Source organism: Marinirhabdus gelatinilytica (assembly GCF_003353425.1).
GTDB classification, from domain to species: domain Bacteria; phylum Bacteroidota; class Bacteroidia; order Flavobacteriales; family Flavobacteriaceae; genus Marinirhabdus; species Marinirhabdus gelatinilytica.
Genome location: NZ_QRAO01000002.1, coordinates 616,333 through 640,974 on the forward strand (window position 1 = coordinate 616,333; position 24,642 = coordinate 640,974).

Sequence of the window (24,642 nt, forward strand, 5' to 3'; positions counted from 1 at the left end):
AATATAAATCTTTTTTGTGGTAAACTTGAATGTAAACCATAAAATGTTAAAATAGAATTTTAGATTGCAAATAGTTCTTTAATATCAGTCACTTTATAATAAATTTTATTTTCAATCTGTACATAAGGAATTATGCCTTTAGTACGCCAGTTTTTAGCTGTACTGTTACTGATTTTGAAAATCCTTATAAAGTCGGAATTGTCAATAAATGGTTCTATACCAGCTTGTTTTTGAAGCTTCTCTAACTTTTGGATGGTATGCTCTAATCGTTCTTCTATCGCCTTGATTTCTTTTATACTATAATCTCTCATTTTTTACCCCTTTTTTAGGTTATATTACAAGTACTAATATTTGATAAAATCTATTTTCTCTTTTAACTGCTGTAGTACTTGATTGTTTAACTTGTTATTATCGTTCTCTTTTATGAGTTTTAAATATGCTCTACGGTCTTTTTTATAGGTGTGCTGGTGATACTTTTTTAAGCCGTTAGCGGTCTCTATATTAGCTATAGTAGCTAATAATCTTATGTCTTTTGGTGACAGTTTTTGATAATCAAAAAACGGTTTCTTCTTTATATCTTGATACACTTTAAAAAGGTTATCTGCCAATGCATTGAACGAGCTTGGATTTATTAGGTCTTGAACCGTTAGCGTTTGTATTGGTTGACTTCTGCTTGTAAAATGTCTGCTATAAGCCTCTAATTCAAACCTAAAGTAATTGTCATTTAAAGACACTTGGTTATGTTGTTTGACTTCAAAGGTTTTGTCATAACCTTTTATTTTGTAATTGGTTGCTTGAAAATACGCTCCATAAATGGTGTTTCTATTTGTCATTATTCTTGGGCTTTTTCCTTTGTATTCTAACCAACTTTCAAAAACGGGTTGTGCTTCTTCCTGTATGACAACACCTGTACTTAATTTGATGATGTTTGCATCGTAAATTGTAAACGGTAGCGTATTATTTAACTTGTGAAACGCTTCTAGCACTCGACTAAATTTAAAATCTTGATAATTGTTTCCCATAAAAAACTTTTGCAATGAGTTTTCAATGGTTATGTCGTGACCTCTTAACTTTACACGAAGATTATTTATATCGGTATGATACCTTACCACTTCACCATATTTATTAAAAGTTGGCAACCATAGACTATTGCCCCAATAAAAAGGTGCTCTAGTACAGCACAACGCTTCTTTGGGCAATTGGTCTAATTGCTTCTTTATTTTAATGGTGTCGTACACCGTATTAGCGATTCCTTGTGATGTAATCATTTGCCATTTGGTCTATTTCATCTTCGGAATGTTGCCTGTTGCGTTGCAACCATTGGTCTAATTCTGCCCTATTGAAATAGAGTTTTTTGCCCTGTGGGCAAAAATGCGGAATCTGTTTTTGGCTTGTAAGTTTGTAAAGGTGTGATGCGCTTATATCTAAATAAGCTGCTGCCTCATTAAGGTTTAATACTTCTTTTTTTAGAAGGTTTTGTTCTTGTAACATCGTCTCGATGTTAGTTAACTTTTGAAGAATCATTTCTTGTTCCATTTTTAAACTATTTAAAATTTCTGGAAGCAAGAAACTGACTTTATGAGGGTATAAAAATTGAAGTCTGACAAGGCATTGACATTTGTCAATAATGTCATTGTTTTTTATTTCATATCTCTGAAAATGTTGTCAATAACTGTTTTTAATTTCGGGTTATTATTCTTTGCAGAACTTAAATCTGATTGTCCTAAAAGGCTATTTCCTTCGGATAAAAACAACATAGATTTAGCAATAGTTACCCATTTAAGATTGGTAAAGTATGGCTGTAGTTTTGTTATGATGTAATAGAACTGTTTATTATCACAATTTAGATGGACTTTGACATCTAAATTACTAAAGTCTTTAGCTGTAAGTAGCTTATGAAAATTATCTACTGTTGTGAAGTCTTCTTTCAGCATATCTACTCTTAACTGCAATGCTTTTAACACAGTTAAAAGTGCATTTGTGTCACCACTAAAACCAAAATAGGTTTTAGGTGTTTTTTCCTTTTTGGGTGTTGGTGCTGGTGCTTGTTTTAATTTAGGAACAATTTCTTTAAAATAAACTTTTTCATTTTCAAGCCACTTTTTAATGGTTTTTATGTATTGTTTTTCGCCTTTATTATAAGTTTCTGTTAAGGTACGCTGTTTAAATCGGTGGTTTTCGTTAAGTACATCGATACTTAATTTTTCGGCTTGTGATATTAAACCTTGTTTTTGAAGTTCGGTAGTATCAATTAATGATAAGATATGTTGTGTACGTCTATATAGTGAAGCTACTAATTCCGTTGGTGTTACCAATTTTGCAGTCACCATACCCAAATAGCGATTCCTACGAGTGACTTCTTTAACAAAGGGCAATGATTTAGTAAGTTGTGGTTTTAAAGGACTAAAAAAGGGTAAATCAAAAGGAAATGCTTTTAACCATTTTTGATAAGTGCTATACAATAAATTAAGGTCTGTTTTCTCTTGCGCAGGTTTATACTTGTTTACTTCAGTTAGGAATTTTAATAATGCTTTACATTTATCTTTAGGAAATTTTCCATCTTTTCTTTGAAGATTTAACTCAACAAGCTCTAAATATATGTGAGAACCTACAGCAGGTGTACCCATACTCCAGAAACATAATTCAAAATATTCTGTAATAGCATCAAACCAATCGTCCTCATTAATATTTTGCTCTATGGTATGCCACGTATAATCAACTGCTTTTAAAACCCAAATAGGTATTTGACCATAAACTTTCTCTTTGTCGAATTTAAAACGTTTATAAAAATCAGCGTGATTATCACAACAAAAGGGAAAACGCTCTAAATAGTCTGTAAGTAGTTTATAATTGTGTTTGTGTGAATGACAACAATTAGGATAGTTTTCTGCAAATTCATAGCCTTCAGGCTTCTGAATTTCAAATGGTTTTAAGATAAACTCTTTGGCATCAATTTCAATAAATGGCTTTTCCATAGGCTATAAATCTAATTTAATACGGTTGGCAGCTTCTTGCTTCTTTTGGTCAATTACTTTGGCATAAATCTGCGTTGTTTTCAACTCTTTATGCCCTAATAATTTTGAAACAGTGTAAATATCGCTTCCTAAAGTTAACTGTAATGTTGCATAAGTATGTCTCGCACAATGAAAAGTTATTGATTTTGTTATTCCTGCTTGCATTACCCATTGTTGCAATTTTAGATTTGTCCAGGCACTATAATGCAACCCTTTAAAAACTGTTTCTGTAGGTTCACCTTCTTCACCTAATAATTCTCGTGCTTGTTCAGAAATTGGTAAAGTTTCACTTCCTTTGGTTTTCTTTTGTCTAAATCTAATGTAATTACCATTCTCTTTTGAATGTTGCACTTCTGACCACGTTAGTTTTTCAATATCACTCCAACGTAAACCCGTAAGACAACTAAAAATAAAAGCTTTTTTAAGCTCTGGAAGTTCACATTCTACCTTTACTAAGGCTTGCACCTCTTCCAATGTTAAAAACTCTCTTTGAGGTTCTCCTTGTTTAAAGTTAGATACTTGTTCAGCAGGATTGATTCTTAATATACCGTCCTTAACTGCTTGTTTTAAAGCTGCATTAAGCTTACCGAAGTATGAATACTTTGAATTTTGAGAAAGCTTCTTATTTGCCCTCCCTATAGCTTCTTTATCAAGGTACTCTTTAAAATCTTCAACAAACTTTTTGTTAATGTGTGAAAAAGCTATATCGTGAGGTTTAAACTTCTTGAGATGTTTAATTACACTTTGCCAATTACCATAATTACCCTTACTATTACTACGTTTTTCTGCAAGGACTTCCATATATGTTATGAAATGCCCTTTAAGCTTTTCCTTATCTTGAAAGTTATATAAACCGTTTTGAATTTCTAAATGCTTTTTAGCACGTATGCTTTCGGCTAATTCTAAATTCTTTCGGTTCTCCTCCTTTTGTGCCTTGGTTAGTTTGCCTTTTTCGGGTCCTGGAATCAAGTACAGCTTTAGGTATTCATAGCTACGCTGTCCATTTTCATAGTAATCTAAATACAAACTAATCTTGCTTCCTTTTTTTCGTTGTCTTAAAGTAACTTTCATAATGGTACGGTTAATTAAATAAGCTTTCTATTTGCCATCGTGCAACAATGTGTTTCCTTCCCATAGGGACTGCTTTAAGCTGTCCTCGCTTAACCATTCTTTGAATAGTCCATCTACTAACACCTAATAATTCTGATGCTTCAGAAATGCTTAAAAAGTCTTTATATGCTATACTATTGGGATTGGAAACTTCTGTATTGCCTTGCTTTTGTTGAATATCTTGTTGCAGACTATCTTGAACTTTCTCTTCTCGTTTAAGCTGTTTGTAATGTCTGCTGTTACATTTATGGCCACAATATTTTGTTACTGTAGTTCTTGCTATGAAAGCTTTACCACAATAAAGACACGTTTTTGGAATTTTTAAATTACTGCTCATAAATGGTGCGTTATGTAGCGATATGGTGCAACGTGGGGCAATATGGTGCAGAATTTCGCCAATATTTGTTGGCAACAAGTTTGGGCAACAAACTTGAATAATGGGCAACAAATAGACAACAAAGATAGCCTAAAAAGAACTAAAAGGCAACAAAAAAGAGAAGTAAATATTATGTAATACCAACAAAAACAATTAGTTAACAATAAACAGAAGTGTAATTACTTCCCGATACAGAAATTAGCAAATATGTTCCCCAATAATTCGTCGTTTGAGATTTCTCCTGTAATTTCTCCAAAGTGGTACAGGGCTTGCCTAATATCTATGGCCAAAAGATCGCCACTTAAATTGGCATCTATGCCCGTCTGTACTTTTTGAATCTCTTCCAAGGCTTTTAGTAGGGAATCGTAGTGACGGGTGTTGGTAACGATGGTTTCATTGTTGCGTAGCGCACCGGTGTTCACAAAGTTGAGTAAGGTGTTTTTTAGGTCTTCTACGCCATTTCCTGTTTTAGCTGAAATAGGTGTGAGGTGTGAGGTGTGGGGCGTGAGGATGTCAATAAAGTTAGTTTTTTCATTTTTTGGAAGCCTGTCTATTTTATTGGCCACCACAACCAAGGGTTTTCGCGGATACTTATTTTTTATTTTTTCAATTTCAATTTTAATCTTGGAACCTGAAACTTTGAATTCCTGTGCATCAAATAAATACACGACCACTTGCGCCTGTTCAATCTTCTCAAACGTTTTTTTAATCCCGAGACCTTCAATGGTATCGGTTGTTTCTCGTATTCCCGCAGTATCTATAAACCGAAACCCTATGCCACCTATGGTAATTTCATCTTCAATGGTATCTCGCGTGGTACCGGCTATTTCAGAAACAATGGCGCGTTCTTCATTTAAAAGTGCATTGAGCAGTGTAGATTTCCCCACATTGGGTTCGCCCACTATGGCTACGGGGATACCGTTTTTTAGCACGTTTCCAGTAGCAAAACTGTCTATCAAGCGTTTCAGTACCTGGGTAATCTTTGTAATTAATTTCTGGAAATCCTCGCGGTTGGCAAACTCCACATCCTCTTCGGCAAAATCGAGTTCCAGTTCTATCAAGGAAGCAAAGTTGAGCAGCTCTTCCCGCAATCGTTTTATTTCATTGCTGAAACCACCCCGCATTTGCTGTATGGCCAATTGGTGGCTTGCCTCACTGTCACTCGCTATCAAATCTGCCACAGCCTCTGCTTGGCTCAGGTCCATTTTGGCATTGAGGAAGGCACGTAGGGTAAACTCTCCTGCTTGGGCCATCCGGCAACCTTTCCGAAGGCATAACTGTATAATTTCTTGCTGAATGAAAGCACTCCCGTGACAGGAAATTTCTACCACGTCTTCACCCGTATAGCTGTTAGGGTTTTTGAATACTGAAACCAAAACTTCATCTAACACCCGCTCCCCATCCTTAATGTGCCCTAAATAGATGGTATGTGTAGGCTGCTCCTTTAATACCTTACCTGAAACTGAAGTAAAGATACCCGAAGCTATTTCCAAAGCAGCATCTCCCGAAAGCCGTATCACAGCAATTGCCCCAGCACCCGAAGGTGTTGCTAGAGCCACTATAGTATCGTTGTGTTTCATAGTGTACAAAAGTACAAATTCAAAAACATCAAATTGGGATAGATTTCATTTTCTGGAATCGTGTAACAAAAAAAGGCTCCCAAAAGCTAGGAACCTTTTAAAAATATGATTTTTATTGCGGTGTTATTCAATAATAACCCTTTTTATAACGCCGTCTCCTTTGCTGTTCTGTACACTCACAAGATACACGCCAGAAGCATGGCCAGAAAGGTTTACTTTCACATTCTGCGTCCCTGAAGCTATCCCATAGTCACGTAATAATCTTCCTTGGTAGTCGTACACCTTTACAGTGCTTGCATCCTGAAATCCATCGAAAGAGACAAAAAATTGTCCCCCCGAAGGATTTGGATATACACTTACCTGGGTTGGGGCAATCTGTGCATCGGTTCCCAACACAACATCACTATCTCCTAATGGAGCATCTCCGTACGAGATTAAATAAGATGAAACGATAAGATGGGGGTTAAAACCATCGTCACAGTTAGGGCACGTACTCCCACTAACACAATCTTGATTGTTGGGGTGGCAATTATCCACATAGCCTGTATCAAAAATATAGCTTAGGTATACCTGATCTGTTTGGGTGTAGGGTTGCATATCGTAATCGAAAAACTGTGCAATACTTCCAGGGCACCAGCCAGCACGGTTAAAATACCATGTTCCGTTTTGTGGTTGGCAACCATCTGGATTGGGGTCGCAATCTTCCCAGTTGAATTGCTCAAAGGTTTCGTTCCCGTTTACCCATATATGGTGTGTGTTGGGTGAAAACTCTGCCGCATTACCAGTATTGTTATCTCCCCAACCGTGGCCAGAAGATACCAGTTTTATCTTTGCGGTCTCTATATTTTCTGGGTAGGTAACATCAAAAGCTTCAGTAGGCTGAAGGTTTGCAGGATCTCCAAATTGATAGGTTTGGTACCACAATTTTGTAATGGAACTGTATGGATGTGCTGGCTCTCCCGCTTGATAATTTAGCTGAAGTGTATATTCAAAACCGTTACCCTGCGTACCAAGATTTACCCTAAAGGCGGTTTTTCCACGAAGTATCGAGGCGAAATCGGTTAAATCAATCTCACTGCTACAGGCTACACCATACGGGGTCAAGTAACGGATAATCTCGTACCATTGTCCGTCTTTTCCTTGGGCTTCCACAGTAGAAACTCTATCCCAAGGGTCACAGCCTCCTGGAGGACAATCTATCACCAAATTACCGATGATTGAATCGTATGCCCCTATATGGCTGGGAAGGTTAGCAACTTGTGTCACTGAGGGTACATCACTGTACACCCAAGCTTCATCTGTTGCAAGAGCACTAACGTTGGTAGCTTGTTGCTCCAGTGTAAAGCTTTCAGTTTGTGTGCTCATCGCACCGTAATTATTGGTAGCCTGGATATCAAGATCGAAGGCTCCATAGCCTGTGGGTGTCCACCAGCCGGTGTAAAATCCGTTTTCATGATTGGTCAATGGAATTGTAACTCCGTCTATCACAGCTTCTACGGTATCCACCGAGAATAGTTCTGGATACTGTATACCAGCTTTAACAGCAACTTGTATAGGGGTTAATGAGGGAGCATAAACCGTTCCTGATAATGGGTGCAATGCTTCACTCTCTACCAAAACATTTTGTGGGTCAAGCACTTCAAAACTAAAGGTTACTTCGGGAGCTGGATCCCAAGTACCATTTCCAGGTTGGGTAGCCTTAACGGTTACTGTGCCTTCGTTACCATCTAGCGTCAAGGTAGTGCCGCTAATGGATGCTGGACCGGATACAATTTCAAAAGCTACCGGCAATCCCGATGTAGCTGTGGCTTCAAGCTCAAAAGGATCGTCCGTAGTGAGTTTATTGGCAATAGGAGGGAAGTCTATAGCTTGCTGTCCAGGTTCAAGCTCACCGACAAAGTTGGAAGTTTCGCCAATAAGGGCAAAGTTGTTCAATAGCGAATTTTTGTCTGGATTGCCACTTTCATCCAACAGCATGTCTATTGCCGTATTATTGCCTCCCGGAGCTCCTTGGTTAAATTTGTAATATACTTCAAGATTGGTTTCATTCCCAACAAGTTCATTAGCCATTATATCTTGTATTTCGGTTTGTGTTAGCGCTTTGCTCCACATAGAAAACTCGTCAATCCCGCCTTTGAAAACAAAATTGAAACCACCTTGTATACTTTTACCCAGCCCTAGAGGTCTGTCGGTTGAAAGAAATGTACCAGAGGCTGTACTTGTACCAATAGACACTCCATCTACAAAAAGCTCGATGGTGTCTTCATCAAAGATCCAAGCCACATGCTGCCACACACCGGCCTGGATGGTTCCCGCTGGTGCTACAAATTGATGTAGTCCCGTATCGGTAATTACCCTACATTCCAAAGTTCCGTCTGAAAGTTGAATGATGTACATCTCTCCGCTGCCAGAACCACCACCGCGTATGCCCATCATACCTTGGCCGTAGGTAAGTGCCTCAGTATAAAACCAGCCTGCCATGGAAATGGTATTTTGGTTGTTTACATATTGGGCTGCGTTGGGAAGTTCAGTATAATCATCAACTCCATCAAAATGGAGGTATTGATTGGTTTGTGCTGTACAAAGACTTGTAAAAACCAATGTGATTCCTAAAATAAGTTGTGTAATTTTTTTCATTTTAATAAGTGATATGGTTATAATTGACACACAAAAGCTTAAGTGGGATTATGGGTGAAAGTGTGTCTGTAAATTCAAAAATAATTATTTTAAAAAGAGCACCTCAAATTATATGATATTTAACACAGTCAAAAGAAAAAATTTTATGTAACTTTTTAATGTTCTAACCTACTGATAGTACAAGAGAATGCACTATGGAAAATAAAGAAAACGATCCTAAAAAAGATGGCGGACTTAAAAACCTACTCGTCCCCCTGCTTTTATTTGTGGGGGTTTCGGTAGCTGCATTCCTAATCACCTATTTTATCCTTAACGCTTTAAAATAACTATTGGTATGGAAGTAATAAGCATTACACAAACAGGAAAAAAAACCGACACAAACCTTTTGGTTTTTACACAACTCTCGCAATTTTTGACCTACGTGACAGGTTTTGGTGGATTTATTGTCCCGTTAATTTTGTGGCTCACCAAAAAAGATGAGATCGAGGGAATGGACGAGCACGGAAAAAATGTAATCAACTTCCAAATAACTATGTTCTTGATAGCGCTGTTGAGCATCCCTGGAATTTTCCTTCTTGGTTTAGGCATACTCTCTCTTATTTGGGTGGGTATTGTATCGTTTGTTATGCCCATAGTAAATGCAGTACGCGCCAGTAATGGCCAAGCTCCTAGTTATTTTAGTACGATTCGGTTTATTTCATAAATGGATAAGTTATATTGAAAAAAATCCGTTGTGAACATATCACAACGGATTTTTTTTGTTCCGTAAGCTGAGTGGAGCAGAAGCTCTAGTTGTTCAGCATCACGGGCATTACCAGCATTGTCACGCGTTCTCCTTCGTCAAGACCATCAACCGGCGTGAGGATACCAGCACGGTTGGGAAGGCTCATTTCCAGAGAAACATCGTCACTGGTTAGGTTGTTCAGCATTTCGGTTAGGAAACGAGAGTTAAACCCAATTTGCATATCGTCACCTTGGTAATCGCAGGTTAAACGTTCTTCGGCCTTATTGCTGTAATCGATATCTTCTGCAGAGATATTAAGCTCTGCACCTGCAATCTTCAAACGTATCTGATGCGTGGTTTTGTTACTGAAAATACTCACACGGCGCACACTGTTCAGGAATTGGTTTCGATCGATGGAGAGCTTGTTCGGGTTCTCTTTTGGGATTACCGCTTCGTAGTTGGGATACTTGCCGTCGATCAATCGACATATCATCGTAGTGTTATCAAAACTGAACTTAGCGTTACTGTCGTTATACTCAATCGTTACTTCTTCTTCACTACCTGCCAATATATTTTTTAATAGCGTGAGAGGTTTTTTGGGCATAATGAATTCGGCCGTTTGCGATGCCGAAACATCTTCACGGCTATATTTTACCAGTTTGTGGGCATCGGTGGCCACAAACGTCAACCCTTCCGTAGAAAACTGGAAGAACACACCGCTCATCACCGGACGCAAATCGTCATTTCCACTGGCAAAAATTGTTTTGCTAATGGCTGTTGCCAAGATATCGCCCTGAACCTTTGTTTCTGAAGGGTCCTTCAACTCCACAGCGCTAGGAAACTCTTCTCCTGGCGCATACGCCAGTGCGTACTTACCGTGGTTACTGCTTATTTCAACAGTGCTATTTTCTTCAACAGTAAACGTAAGCGGTTGCTCTGGAAATGTTTTTAGGGTATCCAGCAACAAACGGGCAGGTATACAAACGCTACCGCTCTCGTTGCTTTCCACGTCCAGCGTTGAAGAAACCGTAGTCTCTAGGTCCGATGCCGAAACCGTCAATGAATTTCCATCCAGGTCAAAGAGGAAATTGTCTAAAATAGGTAGTGTGTTGTTATTGTTTATAATACCTCCAAGCACTTGCAATTGCTTGAGTAAATAAGAACTGGAAACAATGAATTTCATGTAAGGTTATTTTCTGAAATATTAGTCTTAAAAATATGGACTCCACATTAAAAGCGCATCTGTGTGCTACATGTAGTCGAAGTACAAATATATCCCAAAAACAACGGTTTGTAAAACTAACTTATTAACAGTTAGCGGGTGTATTTTCGTTTTCTGAAATAGCTGTACAAAAACCCAAACAACGCCAACAACCCCAATGGTAGCAATAGGTTTACAGCTTGCCATTGTGTGCGCTGTGCCAATGTTTTTTGTGGGTCCAGGAACGGAACGGCTATTTTTTTGGTGCGTATGTTTATAAGTCCGCTATCGTCTAACATATAATTCACTGCGTTGAGTAAAAACTCCTTGTTTCCATAAAAGGCATTGGTCCATTTATCAAAACCCAGTTCCAAGGGCTTGCCGCGATCCAACTGATTTTTAATCACATCACCATCGCTTATCACGAGCATTTTTGTGGGTGGGGAGCTAGTTCTGTCTTCTGAAATTTTAAAAGGTTTTACGCGGTTATTGAAAACCGAGGGGAATTCTCCCTCCAGCAACACCGCCAAAGGTGTTTCCCCTGCAGAGAATACCGAAGGATCCGGTCCTTCGTTTACTATTTGTAGTGCATTGGGGATCTCTTTGTCAATATCTATTTCATAAGGGGTGCTCTGCAGTTTGGTAATGGGAGAGGAGCTTAAGAGGATTGATTTTTGTAGGTCGTTTGTCAAAATTTCGATACCACTGGCGTAATCAAACTTTACCGCCTCGGTATTGTTTACGATGGGGTGTTCATTCGCTGCAGAAGACAACGGGCTGAACAACCATGGGTATTTATTATACTGTGATTCCCTTTGCTCACCAGAGGCCAGTACAATGGGCGCACAATAAACATCTTTCACCAAATTAGGGTTGATGCGTATTCCGTACTTAAAGAAAAAATCCCCTAAGTTTATGTCCAACGGTATTGCAGCTGTAATGCCAGTCTCTGGGTCCTGTACAATTTGGGTAGCATCCACGAGCCATATAGAGGAACCACCGTTCATAGTATATTGGTCCAGGATGTATCTTTCGGCATCGGTAAATTTTTCAACAGGCTTGGCGGCCACGATCAAATCGAAAGTGTTGAGCTGTTCTAAGGTTTTTTTAGGTGAAACGGCTGCCGAGTCCAGCGTAAAAGGAGCTATAAAATATGTTTCCCGCAGGGTGCTGAAGATATCTGCTACATACCTGTCGTCCAACTCTCCATTGCCTTTTAATACTGCGATACGTTTGCTCTTTCCGTTTACCAATTGGTGGAAACCGTACGTAAAGGCATATTCCAGGTTTTGTATGGAATTGTTTACACGTTCTTCGGGAGTGGCGCCCAATACATTTTTGAGCAACGGAACCTTCACCGTTTTTTCCTGATACTGGGCGAGTGCCCAGGGGAAGACCACTTCGGTAGAGACCTTGCCGTTTTCACGTACTTCAACCTGTGCGCCCTTCATCCCACGGTTTATGAACTCCTGCTGAAGAGCCTCAGGATTTTCACTTTCTACTGGGTTTATAAACTCGTATGCAATGTTGGGGTTGTAGCTTTTGAATTCTTCTAGCAATTGTTCGGTTTCCAGTTGCAGTTTTTTAAATTCCGGTGGAAAGTTACCTTCAAGAAATACATCGATTTTTATAGGAGAATTCACTGTCGCGACGGTTTCCTTTGCTTCTTCAGAAAGCGTATAGCGTTTGTCCTGCGTAAGGTCAAATCTTTTGTACACCTTGTTGCTGAGAAGGTTCAGCCCAACTAAAACCGATACCACTATTACTATTTGCTTCAAACTTTTCCCCATCCTATTTTTTCTGAAGTTTTAGAATGGTTAAAGAAACAAACAACACCGCCACACTCAAAAAATAGATAACATCCCGCGTATCTACCACCCCTCGTGAAATTGAGGTGAAGTGTGCCTTCAGCCCTAAACTGGAAATATCAAACGAGGAATTGATCGACGCCAAGCCCTCAAAGCCAAAGTACAGTATAAAACATAGAAAAATGGCAATGATAAAAGCTACAATCTGGTTTTCGGATAGGGTAGAAGCAAATACTCCAACGGCCGTATACGCCAAGACCAAAAACAACAAGCCCAGATACGAACCCAATGTGGCTCCTACATCCCAATTACCAGTAGGGTTCCCAAGGTTTGAAATTGTAACGATATACAGTAGTGTAGGAAGCAGCGCCAAAACAATAAGCAATACCGCGCCAAAATACTTGCCCAGCACAATAGCACGTAGTGAAATTGGTTTGGTAACCAACAGCTCAATAGTACCCTGTTTCAACTCTTCGCTGAAGGCACGCATGGTCACAGCGGGAATCAGGAACAACAAGATCCACGGTGCCAACTCAAAAAACGGATTGAGATCTGCAAAGCCAGCATCCAAAATGTTATAATCTCCGCTAAAAACCCAGAGGAACAAACCGTTCACCACCAAAAACAGCCCTATCACCAAGTACCCGATGGGACTGGCGAAAAAACTGGCTATTTCTTTTTTTATGATGGGGAGCACTTTAAATTTCGTTATTCGTTATTCGTTATTCGTTATTCGTTATTCGTTGCTTAAGGTGACTAAGTTATTTAGTTAAGGGCGTATCTCTGTTTTGTTTGTGCCTATGTGGTGAAATTTTGTTCAGGGTATATTTTTACCATTTCCGTTTTTAACTACTAGCAAAGCATCCTACCCGCAGCTTTAAATGCGTCCTGCAAGCTACTAGCTACCCGCTATCTCCTCCACAACACCTACACTCCAGGCTTGGGCTTTACAACGGAACTTTGGTTTGGTTGTTGCCCAAACGCCCTTAAAAAGTTCGCTGTTTCGGTATTCTTCCAGATCGTCTTCAGTTTGCCATTTGCTGTAGGTAAAAAAGATGTTTGCATCATTTTTGTCCCGTAACAACCTTAAATGTTCACAGCCCGTAAAACTCCTGATCTTTTCTTTTACCTTTTCAAAATTAGCCAAAAACGAATCAATTTCAGCTTCTTTAAACTCCATCTTAACTATTCTTGTGAACATATAAAAAATTATTGGTTGATTGGTCCAAAATTAACCGTCACCGCATCCCGAAACTGTAACCCAAACAGCGATGAAGCACTCCCCACCGTTGTGGGGTTGCTTTTGTAGATGGCCAATTCCAGATATTCCGAAGAGTTCCAAATGGCCAATTTCTTGCCATCCTCTTCACGGCGTTCCTTGGGGGTTTCAAAATTAATGGCATCACTGTACTGTGAAAATATCTCATCGAAATTCGCACGCCTTGCCGTTATCTTGAAGGGGCGTCCCTTGCCTACATCGTCAAACAATTGCTTGTTTATATTGCACACCACATTTCCGTAGTTGTCAATATAGATTACGTTACCTATAATCTGGTTGCCCTCGGAATTGACCACGGGCTTTATTCCTACCAGTTCCTTTATTTCGGTAATAGGTTTCCCGATCACTTCCAGCGTACCCCCACGTGCAAGGTGGCAGGCCACTTTTACAAAAACATCCAGTACGGGAAAATTGCTCATAATCCTATCGTGAATATTTATTTCCACAATCTTCTCGGGCTTAATGGCCTGTGCGAGCATGGAGATAATGCCGTTGTTGGCACATACAAAATAATGCCCGTCCAGTTTTAGTGCGATGTGGCGGTTCTCGGGATTCAGCTCGCTATCAATACCTATAATATGTATGGTTCCTGGCGGAAAGCTCTTGTACGCATTCTGGATAATATAGGCCGCTTCGGTACTATGGAAAGGCGAGATGCTGTGCGAGATATCAACAATCTTCAGGTTCTCCATTTCAGTATAGATCGCCCCTTTTACCGCACCCACAAAGTGGTCTTTCTCTCCAAAATCGGTCGTAAGGGTTATAATGGGCATCTAGTTAATTGTTGATATGTTGTTGAAATTGATAACACAAAAATAAAGTACTTTTATAATAGGAAAAACTATATTTGAAGATACTTACAAATGTTATAAACAACTGCGCTTTTGAACGAACTTATCATCGAACTTACCGAAATAAGCCCAAGGGAATTCTTCGGGCTCCAGAATGCAAATATTGATTTACTAAAAAAATATTTCCCTAAGCTGAAGCTGGTCGCTCGGGGCAGTAAACTAAAAGCTTATGGCGACGAGGAAATTCTGGAAGAGTTTGACAGGCGCATCACCATGTTACTGGAGCACTTTGGCAAATACAACAAGATGGACGAGAACACCATAGAGCGTGTGCTCTCCAGCCGTAGTAAGGAAGATTACGATACACCCGTTGCCAGTGGAGCTGTTTTGGTACACGGAGTAAGTGGTAAATTGATTAAAGCACAAACAGCCAACCAGCGAAAGTTAGTGGACCTTATGTCCAAGAACGATATGGTTTTTGCTGTGGGGCCGGCAGGAACCGGAAAGACCTACACTGGTGTTGCCCTGGCTGTAAAAGCCTTAAAGGAAAAACAGGTAAAACGAATCATCCTAACACGACCAGCAGTGGAAGCGGGAGAGAACCTTGGATTTTTACCGGGAGACCTAAAGGAAAAACTGGATCCCTATATGCAACCGCTGTATGATGCCCTTCGGGATATGATCCCTCATGAAAAATTGGAGAGCTATATAGAAAAAGGAGTTATCCAAATTGCCCCAATGGCCTTTATGCGGGGTAGAACGTTGGACAATGCATTTGTGATTCTGGACGAGGCACAAAACACCACCCACGCCCAAATGAAGATGTTCCTTACCCGTATGGGAAAACACGCCAAATTCATGATAACAGGAGACCCTGGACAAATAGATTTACCTCGCCGTGTCATTTCAGGTCTAAAGGAAGCCTTGCTGGTGCTTAAGGACGTAAAAGGCGTTGGAATGATTTACCTGGACGATAAAGACGTGATACGCCATAAACTGGTTAAAGAAGTAATTGCGGCGTACAAAAGTATTGAAAACCTAGATTCTTGATTTTTCTGAGATCAGCAACTAACAATCTGAAATGAGCAACACAATAATAGATACCAACTTCAGCTTCCCTGGACAAAAATCTGTTTACAAAGGGAAGGTACGTGAAGTATATACCCTAGAGAATGATGTATTGGTTATGATAGCAACTGACAGGTTAAGCGCATTTGATGTTGTGATGCCTAAAGGGATACCTTATAAAGGACAAATCCTCAACCAGATTGCTACCAAGATGATGCGTGAGACACAGGATATCGTACCCAATTGGCTCACCGCCACGCCCGATCCCAATGTAGCGGTAGGGGAGGCATGCGAACCCTTTAAGGTTGAAATGGTAATCCGTGGGTATATGAGCGGTCATGCTGCACGTGAATACAAGGCGGGCAAACGTAGCTTGTGTGGAGTTGCCATGCCCGAAGGGATGCAGGAAAACGATAAATTCCCACAGCCCATCATCACTCCTGCTACCAAAGCTGAAAAAGGAGACCACGACGAGGATATTTCCAGAGAGGATATTTTAAAGAGAGGTATTGTTTCCGAAGAAGATTACCGGATACTGGAAGAATATACCAAAAAACTTTTCCAACGTGGTACCGAGATTGCTGCCAAACGAGGTTTGATATTGGTTGATACCAAATACGAATTCGGAAAGACGAAGGATGGCAAAATAGTATTGATAGACGAGATACACACCCCAGATTCCTCCCGTTACTTTTATGCTGATGGCTATGAAGAGCGTCAACAAAAAGGCGAACCGCAAAAGCAACTTTCGAAGGAATTTGTGCGCCAGTGGCTTATAAAGAATGGCTTTCAAGGACTGGAAGGCCAGGAAGTGCCTGAAATGAGCGACGACTATATCAATTCAGTCTCTGAAAGATATATTGAATTGTACGAAAATATCACTGGCGAAAAATTCATCAAGGCAGATGTTTCAAACATTCATAAGCGTATTGATGAGAATGTGAATGGGTTTTTGCGTTGATATCCTTTTGTCTTAATAATTTATTACAAATTTGATACTTAAGTAGGTTTTCTTCAATTTTCTAGTACTTATTTTTTCATAGCAAGATACCTATGGTTTAATTTCCATATTTATGTTAGTATTCCTTTAACAAAAAAATAAATTTTTAAGGTCTTTTATCCCTGAAAGGAGTTTACTTATCTTGAATAAGTAGTTAAAACTCTCTTAAAATTACTTTCCTTTCATTCATATTTTAAACTTGATTTATTCTATAATCCTCTAATAGTCAAAGCTAGAGCCCCAATTTTATGATTATTTTCAAAACTTTAAAATCAAGTTAAATAATTGATTTTAAGGTAATTTAACACAAATTAACAAACCGAATACCTCTTTCGGTTCGTAGATTTAACACATCTTAAAAACCCACAAGTTGTGGATTTGTCTAACTAATCATAAAATTATGAAAAAAACTACTTGGCTTTTTACAGCCTTCTTTTTAATTGCTAGTTTACAACTAACCCTAGCACAAAACGAACCACCAGATTTCCCTAATACTGGAAATGGCCCTTCTTTCAACTTGGTTGCTGGTGTAAATAACTTCTCTGGTTCTTTAACCACACCTGCTGACGGTCAAGATCGCTTTCAGGTGGTTGTTGGAGCAGGGCAACAAGTTAACAATGTAGCTTTTACATTTAATACTTCAGGTGGAGCTTCAGGCTTTGTACAATTTGGAAACGATGTAATAAACTCTCCTGGCGGAACTCTCAATGGGCCCTACGGTCCTGGTACTTACAATGTATTGGTAAATTCAAACTTTGCACCTGGTAATGCCTGGACATTAGATGTTACTGCTACAAACCCACCACCTTGTACTGATTCAACAGTTCCTACCGTAACAGCGGCTCCTGCTACAATATGTCCAGGAGGATCTTCAACATTAAATATCGCTGGAACACTTAACGATGCAACTCAATGGGCAATATATACAGGTTCTTGTGGAGGAACATTGGTAGGTACTACCACTACAAATACATTTAATGTGAACCCACCCAATGGCTCTACTACCTATTTTGTTAGGGGAGAAGGTGGCTGTGTCACTCCTGGTACGTGTGGTTCCACATCAGTTACTTCCGAAGACAACACAGATCCTATGATTACGTGTGCCATGGATGGTTCACGAAATGTAGATCAAGGAACAAATACTTATTCTGTACAGGGCAACGAATTTGATCCCACAGCATCTTCCGATAACTGTGCTGCTACAGTAACAATTACAAACAATATTAACAATACAGCTACCTTGTCTGGTGAATCACTTCCAGTGGGGGATACCACAGTCACTTGGACTGCAGACGATGGAAACGGACAAACGGAAACGTGTATGGTGACTATCACCGTACAGTTTGACCCTAATCCGGTTGTAGCAGGAACTACTGGAAACGATACTTTTGAAGTAGTTCTAGAAGGGACAGAAGTTGTTGTTGATTTAAATGGAGCTGAAGTTCTCCGCCAACCAACGGCAGATACTTCCACGTTGACTTTAAATGGAGGCGATGGAAACGATAGTACTACAACAGATTACTCTGGTGGTAGCTTTGGTTTTCCAATAACCTTTAATGGTCAAGGGCAAACAGGTGCTCCTGGGGATGCTTTGACTGTTACAGGCGCAACCTTTACAACGCAAACCCTCAATTATGATATTCCTGGCCCCGACGGAAACAATGGAGATATCGATGTAGATGGTTCTACAATTACCTATACGGGCTTAGAGCCTATCAATGCAGGAGATGCTGCAAATACAATATTAAACTTACCTGTTGCCATTGCAAACGATGCTACGTTGCAAGACAGCGCAAATGCAGGAGAAATTGAAATAGTAGATAACGGAGCTACTTTCGAAGATACAGTAATACCAAACCCAACGAGCACATTAACCGTGAACCTTGGGGATGCTGGAGACGTATTAAATGTAACTACCCTTGATGCTACATATGCAGCTGCACTAATTATAAATGGTGGTGCTGCAGCTACCGATAGTGTCCAGCTTACAGGTGTGGATTTGGATACTGGTAACACAGGTCGAGGTCTCTATATTACTGAAACCGAAACTTTGAACATAACCGGAGGTACTATTTCAAACAACACAGCACCTATTGGTGGTGGGGTTTTAATTGATAATAGCACAAGCGGGACACCTACAACTGCTACAATATCTGGCGCCACAGTTTCAAATAATACGGCTACTGCTGGTGCAGCTACCGATGGTGGAGGTGGAATTTATAATAATGGAGCTTTGCTTACCATTTCTGGAAACAGTCTTGTTTCTGGAAACACAGCTTTAGGAGTTTCTGGATCTGGAGGTGGTGTATTGTCCCTCAACGGAACATTAACCGTTAACAGCAGTACCATTTCAGGAAACAGTGCCAACCGCGCAGGGGGTGGTATCGAAATCAATGGCGGTATAGCTTATACCTTTACTAACGTGACACTAGACGGCAACTTTATTGCAGCTGCAAACCCAGGTAATGGGGGTGGTTTTCACGTAACAGGCCCAGCAAACACAACTTTTATAGATTGTACGGTAACCAATAACACTGCCAACGAGGGTGGTGGACTTTGGAACAATTCCGGAATCATGACCGTAACCAATACAACAATTACAGGCAACGAAGCACAAGGTGCTGCCCCAACAACAGGTGGTGGTGGTATCTTCAATAACGGTGGAACGCTTACTGTAAATGGAGGAACTGCTATATTAAGTAATACAGCAACCGGAACTTCTGGTTCAGGTGGTGGTATTATGAGTAATGCCGGAGATGTAACCGTTTCAGATATCGGAACCTCAGTTTCAAACAATAGTGCTAATCGTGCAGGTGGTGGTATAGAAATCATTGACGGTACACTTACTACAAACGATATTGATATGAATAGCAACGATGCTGGAGGTGCCGCTCCCAACCCCGGGAATGGTGGTTTCTTGCACGTTTCTGGTATAGCGACAGTTAACATCAATGGTGGAAATATTAATAACAACATAGCTGCTTCCGAAGGTGGTGGCGTTTGGAACCAAGCAGGAAGTACAATGACGCTCGATAATCCAAACATGAGTGGAAACATAGCTAGTGGAAACGCCTCAGATAACGGTGGTGGTGCCATCTTCAACAACGGAGGTGATGTTATAGTACTCAATACAGTGATCGATGGCAATACGGCAGACGGAACATTAGGTTCTGGTGGTGGAATTTTCAGCGAAACTCCTGGAACACTTACCCTAACTAATGTAACGTTGCAGAATAATACAGCCAATAGAGCTGGAGGAGGAATTGAGATTCTTTCAGTAGCTGGTGAAACATATACGTTCACAGACTTAACACTAAATAACAACACCGCAACTGGTGCAGGAACAGCCCCAGGAAATGGTGGTGGTTACCATATTAGTGGTGGTGGAGACTCTATGTTCACAAATGTATTGGCCCAAAACAATACTGCAGTAGAAGGAGGGGCACTTTGGAATGGACCTGGAACTATGACCATTACAGGAGCTGACACCCAAATGGACAATAATACAGCAACGGGAGATGACCCCGACCAAGGAGGTGGAGCACTTTTCAATAACGGTGGAACTATGAATATAGATTCTTTTGCCGATATTTTTAACAACCTTGCCACAGGTACTTCAGGTTCTGGTGGTGCTATCTTAAGTACTGCTGGTGCTTTAAATATAAACGGTGCCGCCCTTACTTCAAATAGCGCAAATCGTGCTGGAGGTGGTATCGAAATTATTGATGGTACTGCAACCTTGATAGACCTACAATTAATTTTAAACGATGTGAACGGTACTGCAGGTACGCCAAATCCAGGAAATGGGGGTGGTATCCACATTACCGGTAATGCAACAACTGTCGATGTAAATGGTATAGTTTTCTTGAATACCGCAGCCTCCGAAGGTGGTGGTCTATGGAATAACGGTGGTACTATGAACGTTGTTGGTGGTGGAACAATTTTCCCTACTACATTTATAGACAACAATACTGCATCTGGAGCCGATGCTACAAATGGTGGAGGTGGTATTTTCAACAATGGAGGTACACTTTCAGTAGCCAACGGAACAAATATCGTGAACAATATAGCCGATGGAGCCGCAGGTTCTGGAGGTGGAATTCATAGTACAGGTGGTACTCTTACTATAGATGGAACGATAATCACCGGAAACCAAGCCGTACGAGCTGGTGGTGGTATCGAGATCGCAGGGGGAGACCTTACGATGACAGGTGTAACGCTAAATACAAATGATGCTGGTGTAGCACTTGGAGCCAATCCAGGTAACGGTGGTGGACTCCACGTAGGTGGAACAGGAAACGCTGATATAACTGGTGGAACCGTAGATAGTAACGTAGCTGCCGCTGAAGGTGGTGGACTATGGAACGCTATGGGAACTATGAATGTGACCGATGTACCTGTAACGAACAATACAGCAAGTGGACCTCTAGCCGAAAACGGAGGAGGAGGGCTCTATAATGATGGAGGAACCCTGAATGTAATGGGAACTTCTACTGTTATTGACAATATAGCCGATGGTGCAGCAGGTTCCGGAGGTGGTGTACTCTCAACTGGAGGTACAGTTACACTCGACGGCATCGTTATCACCGGCAACCAAGCCGTACGAGCTGGTGGTGGTATCGAGATCGCAGGGGGAGACCTTACGATGACAGGTGTAACACTAGATATGAACGATGCTGGTGTAGCACTTGGAGCCAACCCAGGTAACGGTGGTGGACTCCACGTAGGTGGAACCGCAAATGCCGATATCACAGGAGGTACTGTAGATAGCAACGTAGCTGCCGCTGAAGGTGGTGGACTATGGAACGGAATGGGAACAATGGATATTACAGATGTTCCAGTTACAAATAATACCGCAAGCGGTGCAATGGCCATAAATGGTGGTGGTGGACTCTATAACGATGGAGGAACAATGAATGTTATGGGAACTTCTTCTGTAACAGGAAATATCGCTGATGGTGCAGCAGGTTCTGGTGGAGGTATTTTAAATGCTGCCGGAACTCTAAATCTTGATGGAACCATAGTTACTGGAAACCAATCTGTAAGAGCAGGTGGTGGAATTGAAGTAGCCGATGGAACCGTAACAATGACAGGCGTAACACTTGACGGAAACGATACTGGTGTAGCACTTGGAGCCAACCCAGGGAATGGTGGTGGCCTGCACATTGGTGCAGGAGATATCACTATCACAGGAGGTACTGTAGATAGCAACGTAGCTGCCGCTGAAGGTGGTGGACTATGGAACGGTTCTGGTACAATGACTGTAGATGCTGTTCCCGTAACAAATAACGTTGCAAGTGGAGCCTTGGCCGAAAATGGTGGAGGAGGAATCTACAACGATGGAGGTACTTTAGATATACTTTCAGGTTCAACCATTAATAATAACTTAGCCAACGGAGCCGCTGGTTCAGGTGGAGCGATATTATCTACCGATGGTACAGTGACCATTGCAGATATCAATATTTTCCAAAATAGTGCAAACCGTGCAGGTGGAGCTATTGAAATAATAGATGGTAACCTAAATGTTAACGGCACAACAATAGCGCTTAACGACGTAAACGGTACCGCAGGTACTCCAAACCCTGGAAACGGTGGAGGAATCCATATTTCAGGAGTAGCTACTACATTGATTAATGATGCTGCAGTTTCAAACAATCAAGCTTTTAACGAAGGTGGTGGGCTTTGGAATCAAGCAGGAAGTACAATGAATGTATTGAACACTATGGTAAACACCAACACAGCAGTAGACGGAGCTGGTGGTGGAGGAATCTTCAACAATGGTGGAAATATGGGTATTAATAATGGTACATTACAATCTAATTTAGCAACTGGAACTAGTGGTTCTGGTGGAGGATTGTTGTCTACCGACGGAGACATCGTAGTTATTGGAGGAATGATTGATGGAAACAGCGCAAACCGTGCTGGTGGAGGAATAGAAATTGTAGATGGAATGTTGGATATGACCAACACAACCCTTCAAGGTAATGATGTTGATGGAAACGCTGGTACACCCAACCCTGGTAATGGAGGAGCTGTACACGTAACTGGTGTTGCTATTGTGAATATGACAGGTGCAACTGTTACTGGAAACGATGCTGCTTCAGAAGGTGGAGGTCTTTGGAACCAAGTAGGAAGCACCATGACCGTAGATACTTCTTTGATCGATAACAATCAAGCCTCAGGAGCTGCCGCCGATAATGGTGGTGGGGGAATCTTCAACAACGGAGGTACCTTGATGGTTCAAACCAGTACAATGATTACCAATAACGCAGCCAACGGAGCCGCTGGTTCTGGTGGTGGTATACAAAATGTAGACGGTGGTTCTGTAACCGTGAATAATTCAACAGTTTCAAACAATACCGCAAATAGAGCGGGTGGTGGAATAGAGGACAATTCAACAAACGGTACAGGAACTATCACTTTGTTCAACGCTATAGTTGAAGACAACGATGCAGGAACGGCACCAGGTAATGGTGGGGGAATGCACATTACAGGCCCAGGAAATGCCACTGTTACAAATGGTTCGGTTTCTAACAATGTTGCCGCGCTTGAAGGTGGTGGTCTATGGAACGGATCTGGAACTATGACCGTAAACAATGTAACTATAGACGGAAACACCGCAAGTGGAGCCATGGCCAATGAAGGTGGTGGTGGAATTTTCAACGCTGGCGGAACGCTGGATGTTAATAATTCAACTATATCAAATAATGTAGCCGATGGTGCTGCAGGTTCTGGTGGTGGTATCCTGAATGATGAAGGAACCCTAGTAGTTACTGCAACCACAATTTCAAACAATACATCGGTTAGAGCTGGTGGTGGAATTGAGGATAACAGTGTTGCAGGAAACACAACCATCCTTACAAATGTTGATTTGACCGATAATAGTACAGCTTCTGCTCCCGGTAACGGAGGAGGATTGCACGTAACAGGACCAGGAGACACCAACATCCTTGGAGGAACCGTAAGTGGAAACACTGCATCTCTTGAAGGTGGAGGACTGTGGAACGGTGCTGGTTTAATGGTTGTTGAGAACACCGTAATTGATGCGAACACAGCCAGTGGTGCTATGGCCAACGAAGGTGGTGGAGGAATCTTCAACGCCGGCGGTACTATAGATATCATTGGAGCAACTATAACCAATAATGTAGCCGATGGTGCTGCAGGTTCTGGTGGTGGTATCCTGAATGACGAAGGATCCCTTACCGTAAGTGGAACTACAATCTCCGGTAACAGTGCAGTGAGAGCTGGTGGTGGTATCGAGGACAATAGTGTAGCTGGAAATACGCTCACACTTACAAGCACAGATTTAATGAACAATACCGCTGCAAGTGCTCCAGGTAATGGAGGAGGTCTTCATATTACAGGACCCGGTGACAGTGAAATAACCGATGGTACCGTAAGTGGAAACACAGCTGCCCTAGAAGGTGGTGGACTGTGGAACGGTGCAGGAACCATGACAGTAAATGGTACCACAATAGATGGTAACACAGCAAGTGGAGCCATGGCCAACGAAGGTGGTGGAGGAATCTTCAACGCTGGAGGTACATTGGACGTGAGCAACGCTACCATTATGAACAACGTAGCCGATGGAGCCGCAGGTTCTGGAGGTGGAATCCTAAATGATGAAGGTGTATTGACAGTTTCAGCAACTACAATTTCAAACAACACATCGGTGAGAGCTGGTGGTGGTATTGAGGACAACAGTGTAGCTGGAAATATGTTGATGTTGACCGATGTTAACTTAACCGACAACGCTACAGCTTCTGCTCCCGGAAATGGAGGAGGATTGCATATTACAGGTCCTGGAGACAGTACCATCTCTGGTGGAACCGTAAGCGGAAACACTGCTTCTCTTGAAGGCGGTGGACTGTGGAACGGAGCCGGAACTATGTCTGTAGACGCAACCGTGATAGATGGTAACATAGCAAGTGGAGCCATGGCCAACGAAGGTGGTGGAGGAATCTTCAACGCTGGAGGTACATTGGACGTGAGCAACGCTACCATTATGAACAACGTAGCCGATGGAGCCGCAGGTTCTGGAGGTGGAATCCTGA

At 41.2% G+C, this 24,642-nt stretch carries 18 protein-coding genes; 5 read left to right on the forward strand and 13 right to left on the reverse strand.

Annotated elements, in window-relative coordinates:
• Positions 1-59: 59 nt before the first annotated feature.
• From C8D94_RS08870 to C8D94_RS08905, 8 genes are all read right to left on the reverse strand, one after another.
• On the reverse strand, positions 60-311 hold the full coding sequence (locus C8D94_RS08870; RefSeq protein ID WP_115123559.1) for a helix-turn-helix domain-containing protein: 252 nt from the start codon (positions 309-311) through the stop codon (positions 60-62).
• A gap of 33 nt (positions 312-344) precedes the next feature.
• Positions 345-1,268 (reverse strand): hypothetical protein, encoded by a 924-nt coding sequence (locus C8D94_RS08875; protein ID WP_147278526.1) that lies wholly within the window; start codon positions 1,266-1,268, stop codon positions 345-347.
• On the reverse strand, positions 1,243-1,536 hold the full coding sequence (locus C8D94_RS08880) for a helix-turn-helix domain-containing protein (protein WP_115123561.1): 294 nt from the start codon (positions 1,534-1,536) through the stop codon (positions 1,243-1,245). Before C8D94_RS08880 ends, C8D94_RS08875 begins: the two co-directional genes overlap by 26 nt.
• A gap of 104 nt (positions 1,537-1,640) precedes the next feature.
• Positions 1,641-2,975 (reverse strand): DUF6617 family protein, encoded by a 1,335-nt coding sequence (locus tag C8D94_RS08885; protein WP_115123562.1) that lies wholly within the window; start codon positions 2,973-2,975, stop codon positions 1,641-1,643.
• Positions 2,976-2,978: 3 nt separating this feature from the next.
• The gene (locus C8D94_RS08890; RefSeq protein WP_115123563.1) at positions 2,979-4,085 is read right to left on the reverse strand and encodes a site-specific integrase; all 1,107 of its coding nucleotides are present in this window, start codon (positions 4,083-4,085) and stop codon (positions 2,979-2,981) included.
• Positions 4,086-4,095: 10 nt separating this feature from the next.
• Complete coding sequence (locus C8D94_RS08895; protein WP_115123564.1) at positions 4,096-4,461, reverse strand: helix-turn-helix domain-containing protein; 366 nt, start codon at positions 4,459-4,461, stop codon at positions 4,096-4,098.
• A 218-nt stretch (positions 4,462-4,679) separates the two neighbouring features.
• Positions 4,680-6,080 carry a tRNA uridine-5-carboxymethylaminomethyl(34) synthesis GTPase MnmE gene (mnmE, locus tag C8D94_RS08900; protein ID WP_115123565.1) on the reverse strand — a complete coding sequence of 467 codons (1,401 nt, stop codon included), beginning with the start codon at positions 6,078-6,080 and terminating at the stop codon, positions 4,680-4,682.
• Positions 6,081-6,203: 123 nt separating this feature from the next.
• A complete protein-coding gene (locus C8D94_RS08905) occupies positions 6,204-8,717 on the reverse strand; it encodes a LamG-like jellyroll fold domain-containing protein (RefSeq protein ID WP_115123566.1) in 2,514 nt (837 codons plus the stop codon).
• 194 nt (positions 8,718-8,911) lie between these two features.
• Here C8D94_RS08905 and C8D94_RS15505 point away from each other — a divergent pair, with 194 nt between their 5' ends.
• Together C8D94_RS15505 and C8D94_RS08910 are read left to right on the forward strand one after the other, a co-directional pair.
• Positions 8,912-9,043: a hypothetical protein gene (locus C8D94_RS15505; RefSeq protein WP_262510543.1), complete on the forward strand. Its 132-nt coding sequence runs from the start codon at positions 8,912-8,914 to the stop codon at positions 9,041-9,043.
• An 8-nt stretch (positions 9,044-9,051) separates the two neighbouring features.
• Positions 9,052-9,420, forward strand: coding sequence for a DUF4870 domain-containing protein (locus tag C8D94_RS08910; protein ID WP_115123567.1), 369 nt, complete (start codon positions 9,052-9,054; stop codon positions 9,418-9,420).
• Positions 9,421-9,505: 85 nt separating this feature from the next.
• Here the strand turns inward: C8D94_RS08910 and dnaN are convergent, their stop codons facing one another.
• From dnaN to C8D94_RS08935, 5 genes are all read right to left on the reverse strand, one after another.
• Positions 9,506-10,624: a DNA polymerase III subunit beta gene (gene dnaN, locus C8D94_RS08915; protein ID WP_115123568.1), complete on the reverse strand. Its 1,119-nt coding sequence runs from the start codon at positions 10,622-10,624 to the stop codon at positions 9,506-9,508.
• A 131-nt stretch (positions 10,625-10,755) separates the two neighbouring features.
• Positions 10,756-12,420 (reverse strand): gliding motility-associated ABC transporter substrate-binding protein GldG, encoded by a 1,665-nt coding sequence (gene gldG / locus C8D94_RS08920; RefSeq protein ID WP_317047713.1) that lies wholly within the window; start codon positions 12,418-12,420, stop codon positions 10,756-10,758.
• A 13-nt stretch (positions 12,421-12,433) separates the two neighbouring features.
• Positions 12,434-13,147, reverse strand: coding sequence for a gliding motility-associated ABC transporter permease subunit GldF (gene gldF / locus C8D94_RS08925; protein WP_115123570.1), 714 nt, complete (start codon positions 13,145-13,147; stop codon positions 12,434-12,436).
• A 201-nt stretch (positions 13,148-13,348) separates the two neighbouring features.
• Positions 13,349-13,651 (reverse strand): putative quinol monooxygenase, encoded by a 303-nt coding sequence (locus C8D94_RS08930; RefSeq protein WP_115123571.1) that lies wholly within the window; start codon positions 13,649-13,651, stop codon positions 13,349-13,351.
• 8 nt (positions 13,652-13,659) lie between these two features.
• Positions 13,660-14,502, reverse strand: coding sequence for an SAM hydrolase/SAM-dependent halogenase family protein (locus C8D94_RS08935; RefSeq protein WP_115123572.1), 843 nt, complete (start codon positions 14,500-14,502; stop codon positions 13,660-13,662).
• 111 nt (positions 14,503-14,613) lie between these two features.
• On the opposite strand from C8D94_RS08935, the gene C8D94_RS08940 reads away from it, so the two are divergent.
• From C8D94_RS08940 to C8D94_RS08950, 3 genes are all read left to right on the forward strand, one after another.
• Positions 14,614-15,570 carry a PhoH family protein gene (locus tag C8D94_RS08940; RefSeq protein WP_115123573.1) on the forward strand — a complete coding sequence of 319 codons (957 nt, stop codon included), beginning with the start codon at positions 14,614-14,616 and terminating at the stop codon, positions 15,568-15,570.
• A 31-nt stretch (positions 15,571-15,601) separates the two neighbouring features.
• On the forward strand, positions 15,602-16,549 hold the full coding sequence (locus C8D94_RS08945; RefSeq protein ID WP_115123574.1) for a phosphoribosylaminoimidazolesuccinocarboxamide synthase: 948 nt from the start codon (positions 15,602-15,604) through the stop codon (positions 16,547-16,549).
• Positions 16,550-16,988: 439 nt separating this feature from the next.
• The coding region (locus C8D94_RS08950; RefSeq protein ID WP_115123575.1) for a beta strand repeat-containing protein at positions 16,989-24,642 on the forward strand (7,654 nt) is incomplete at its 3' end.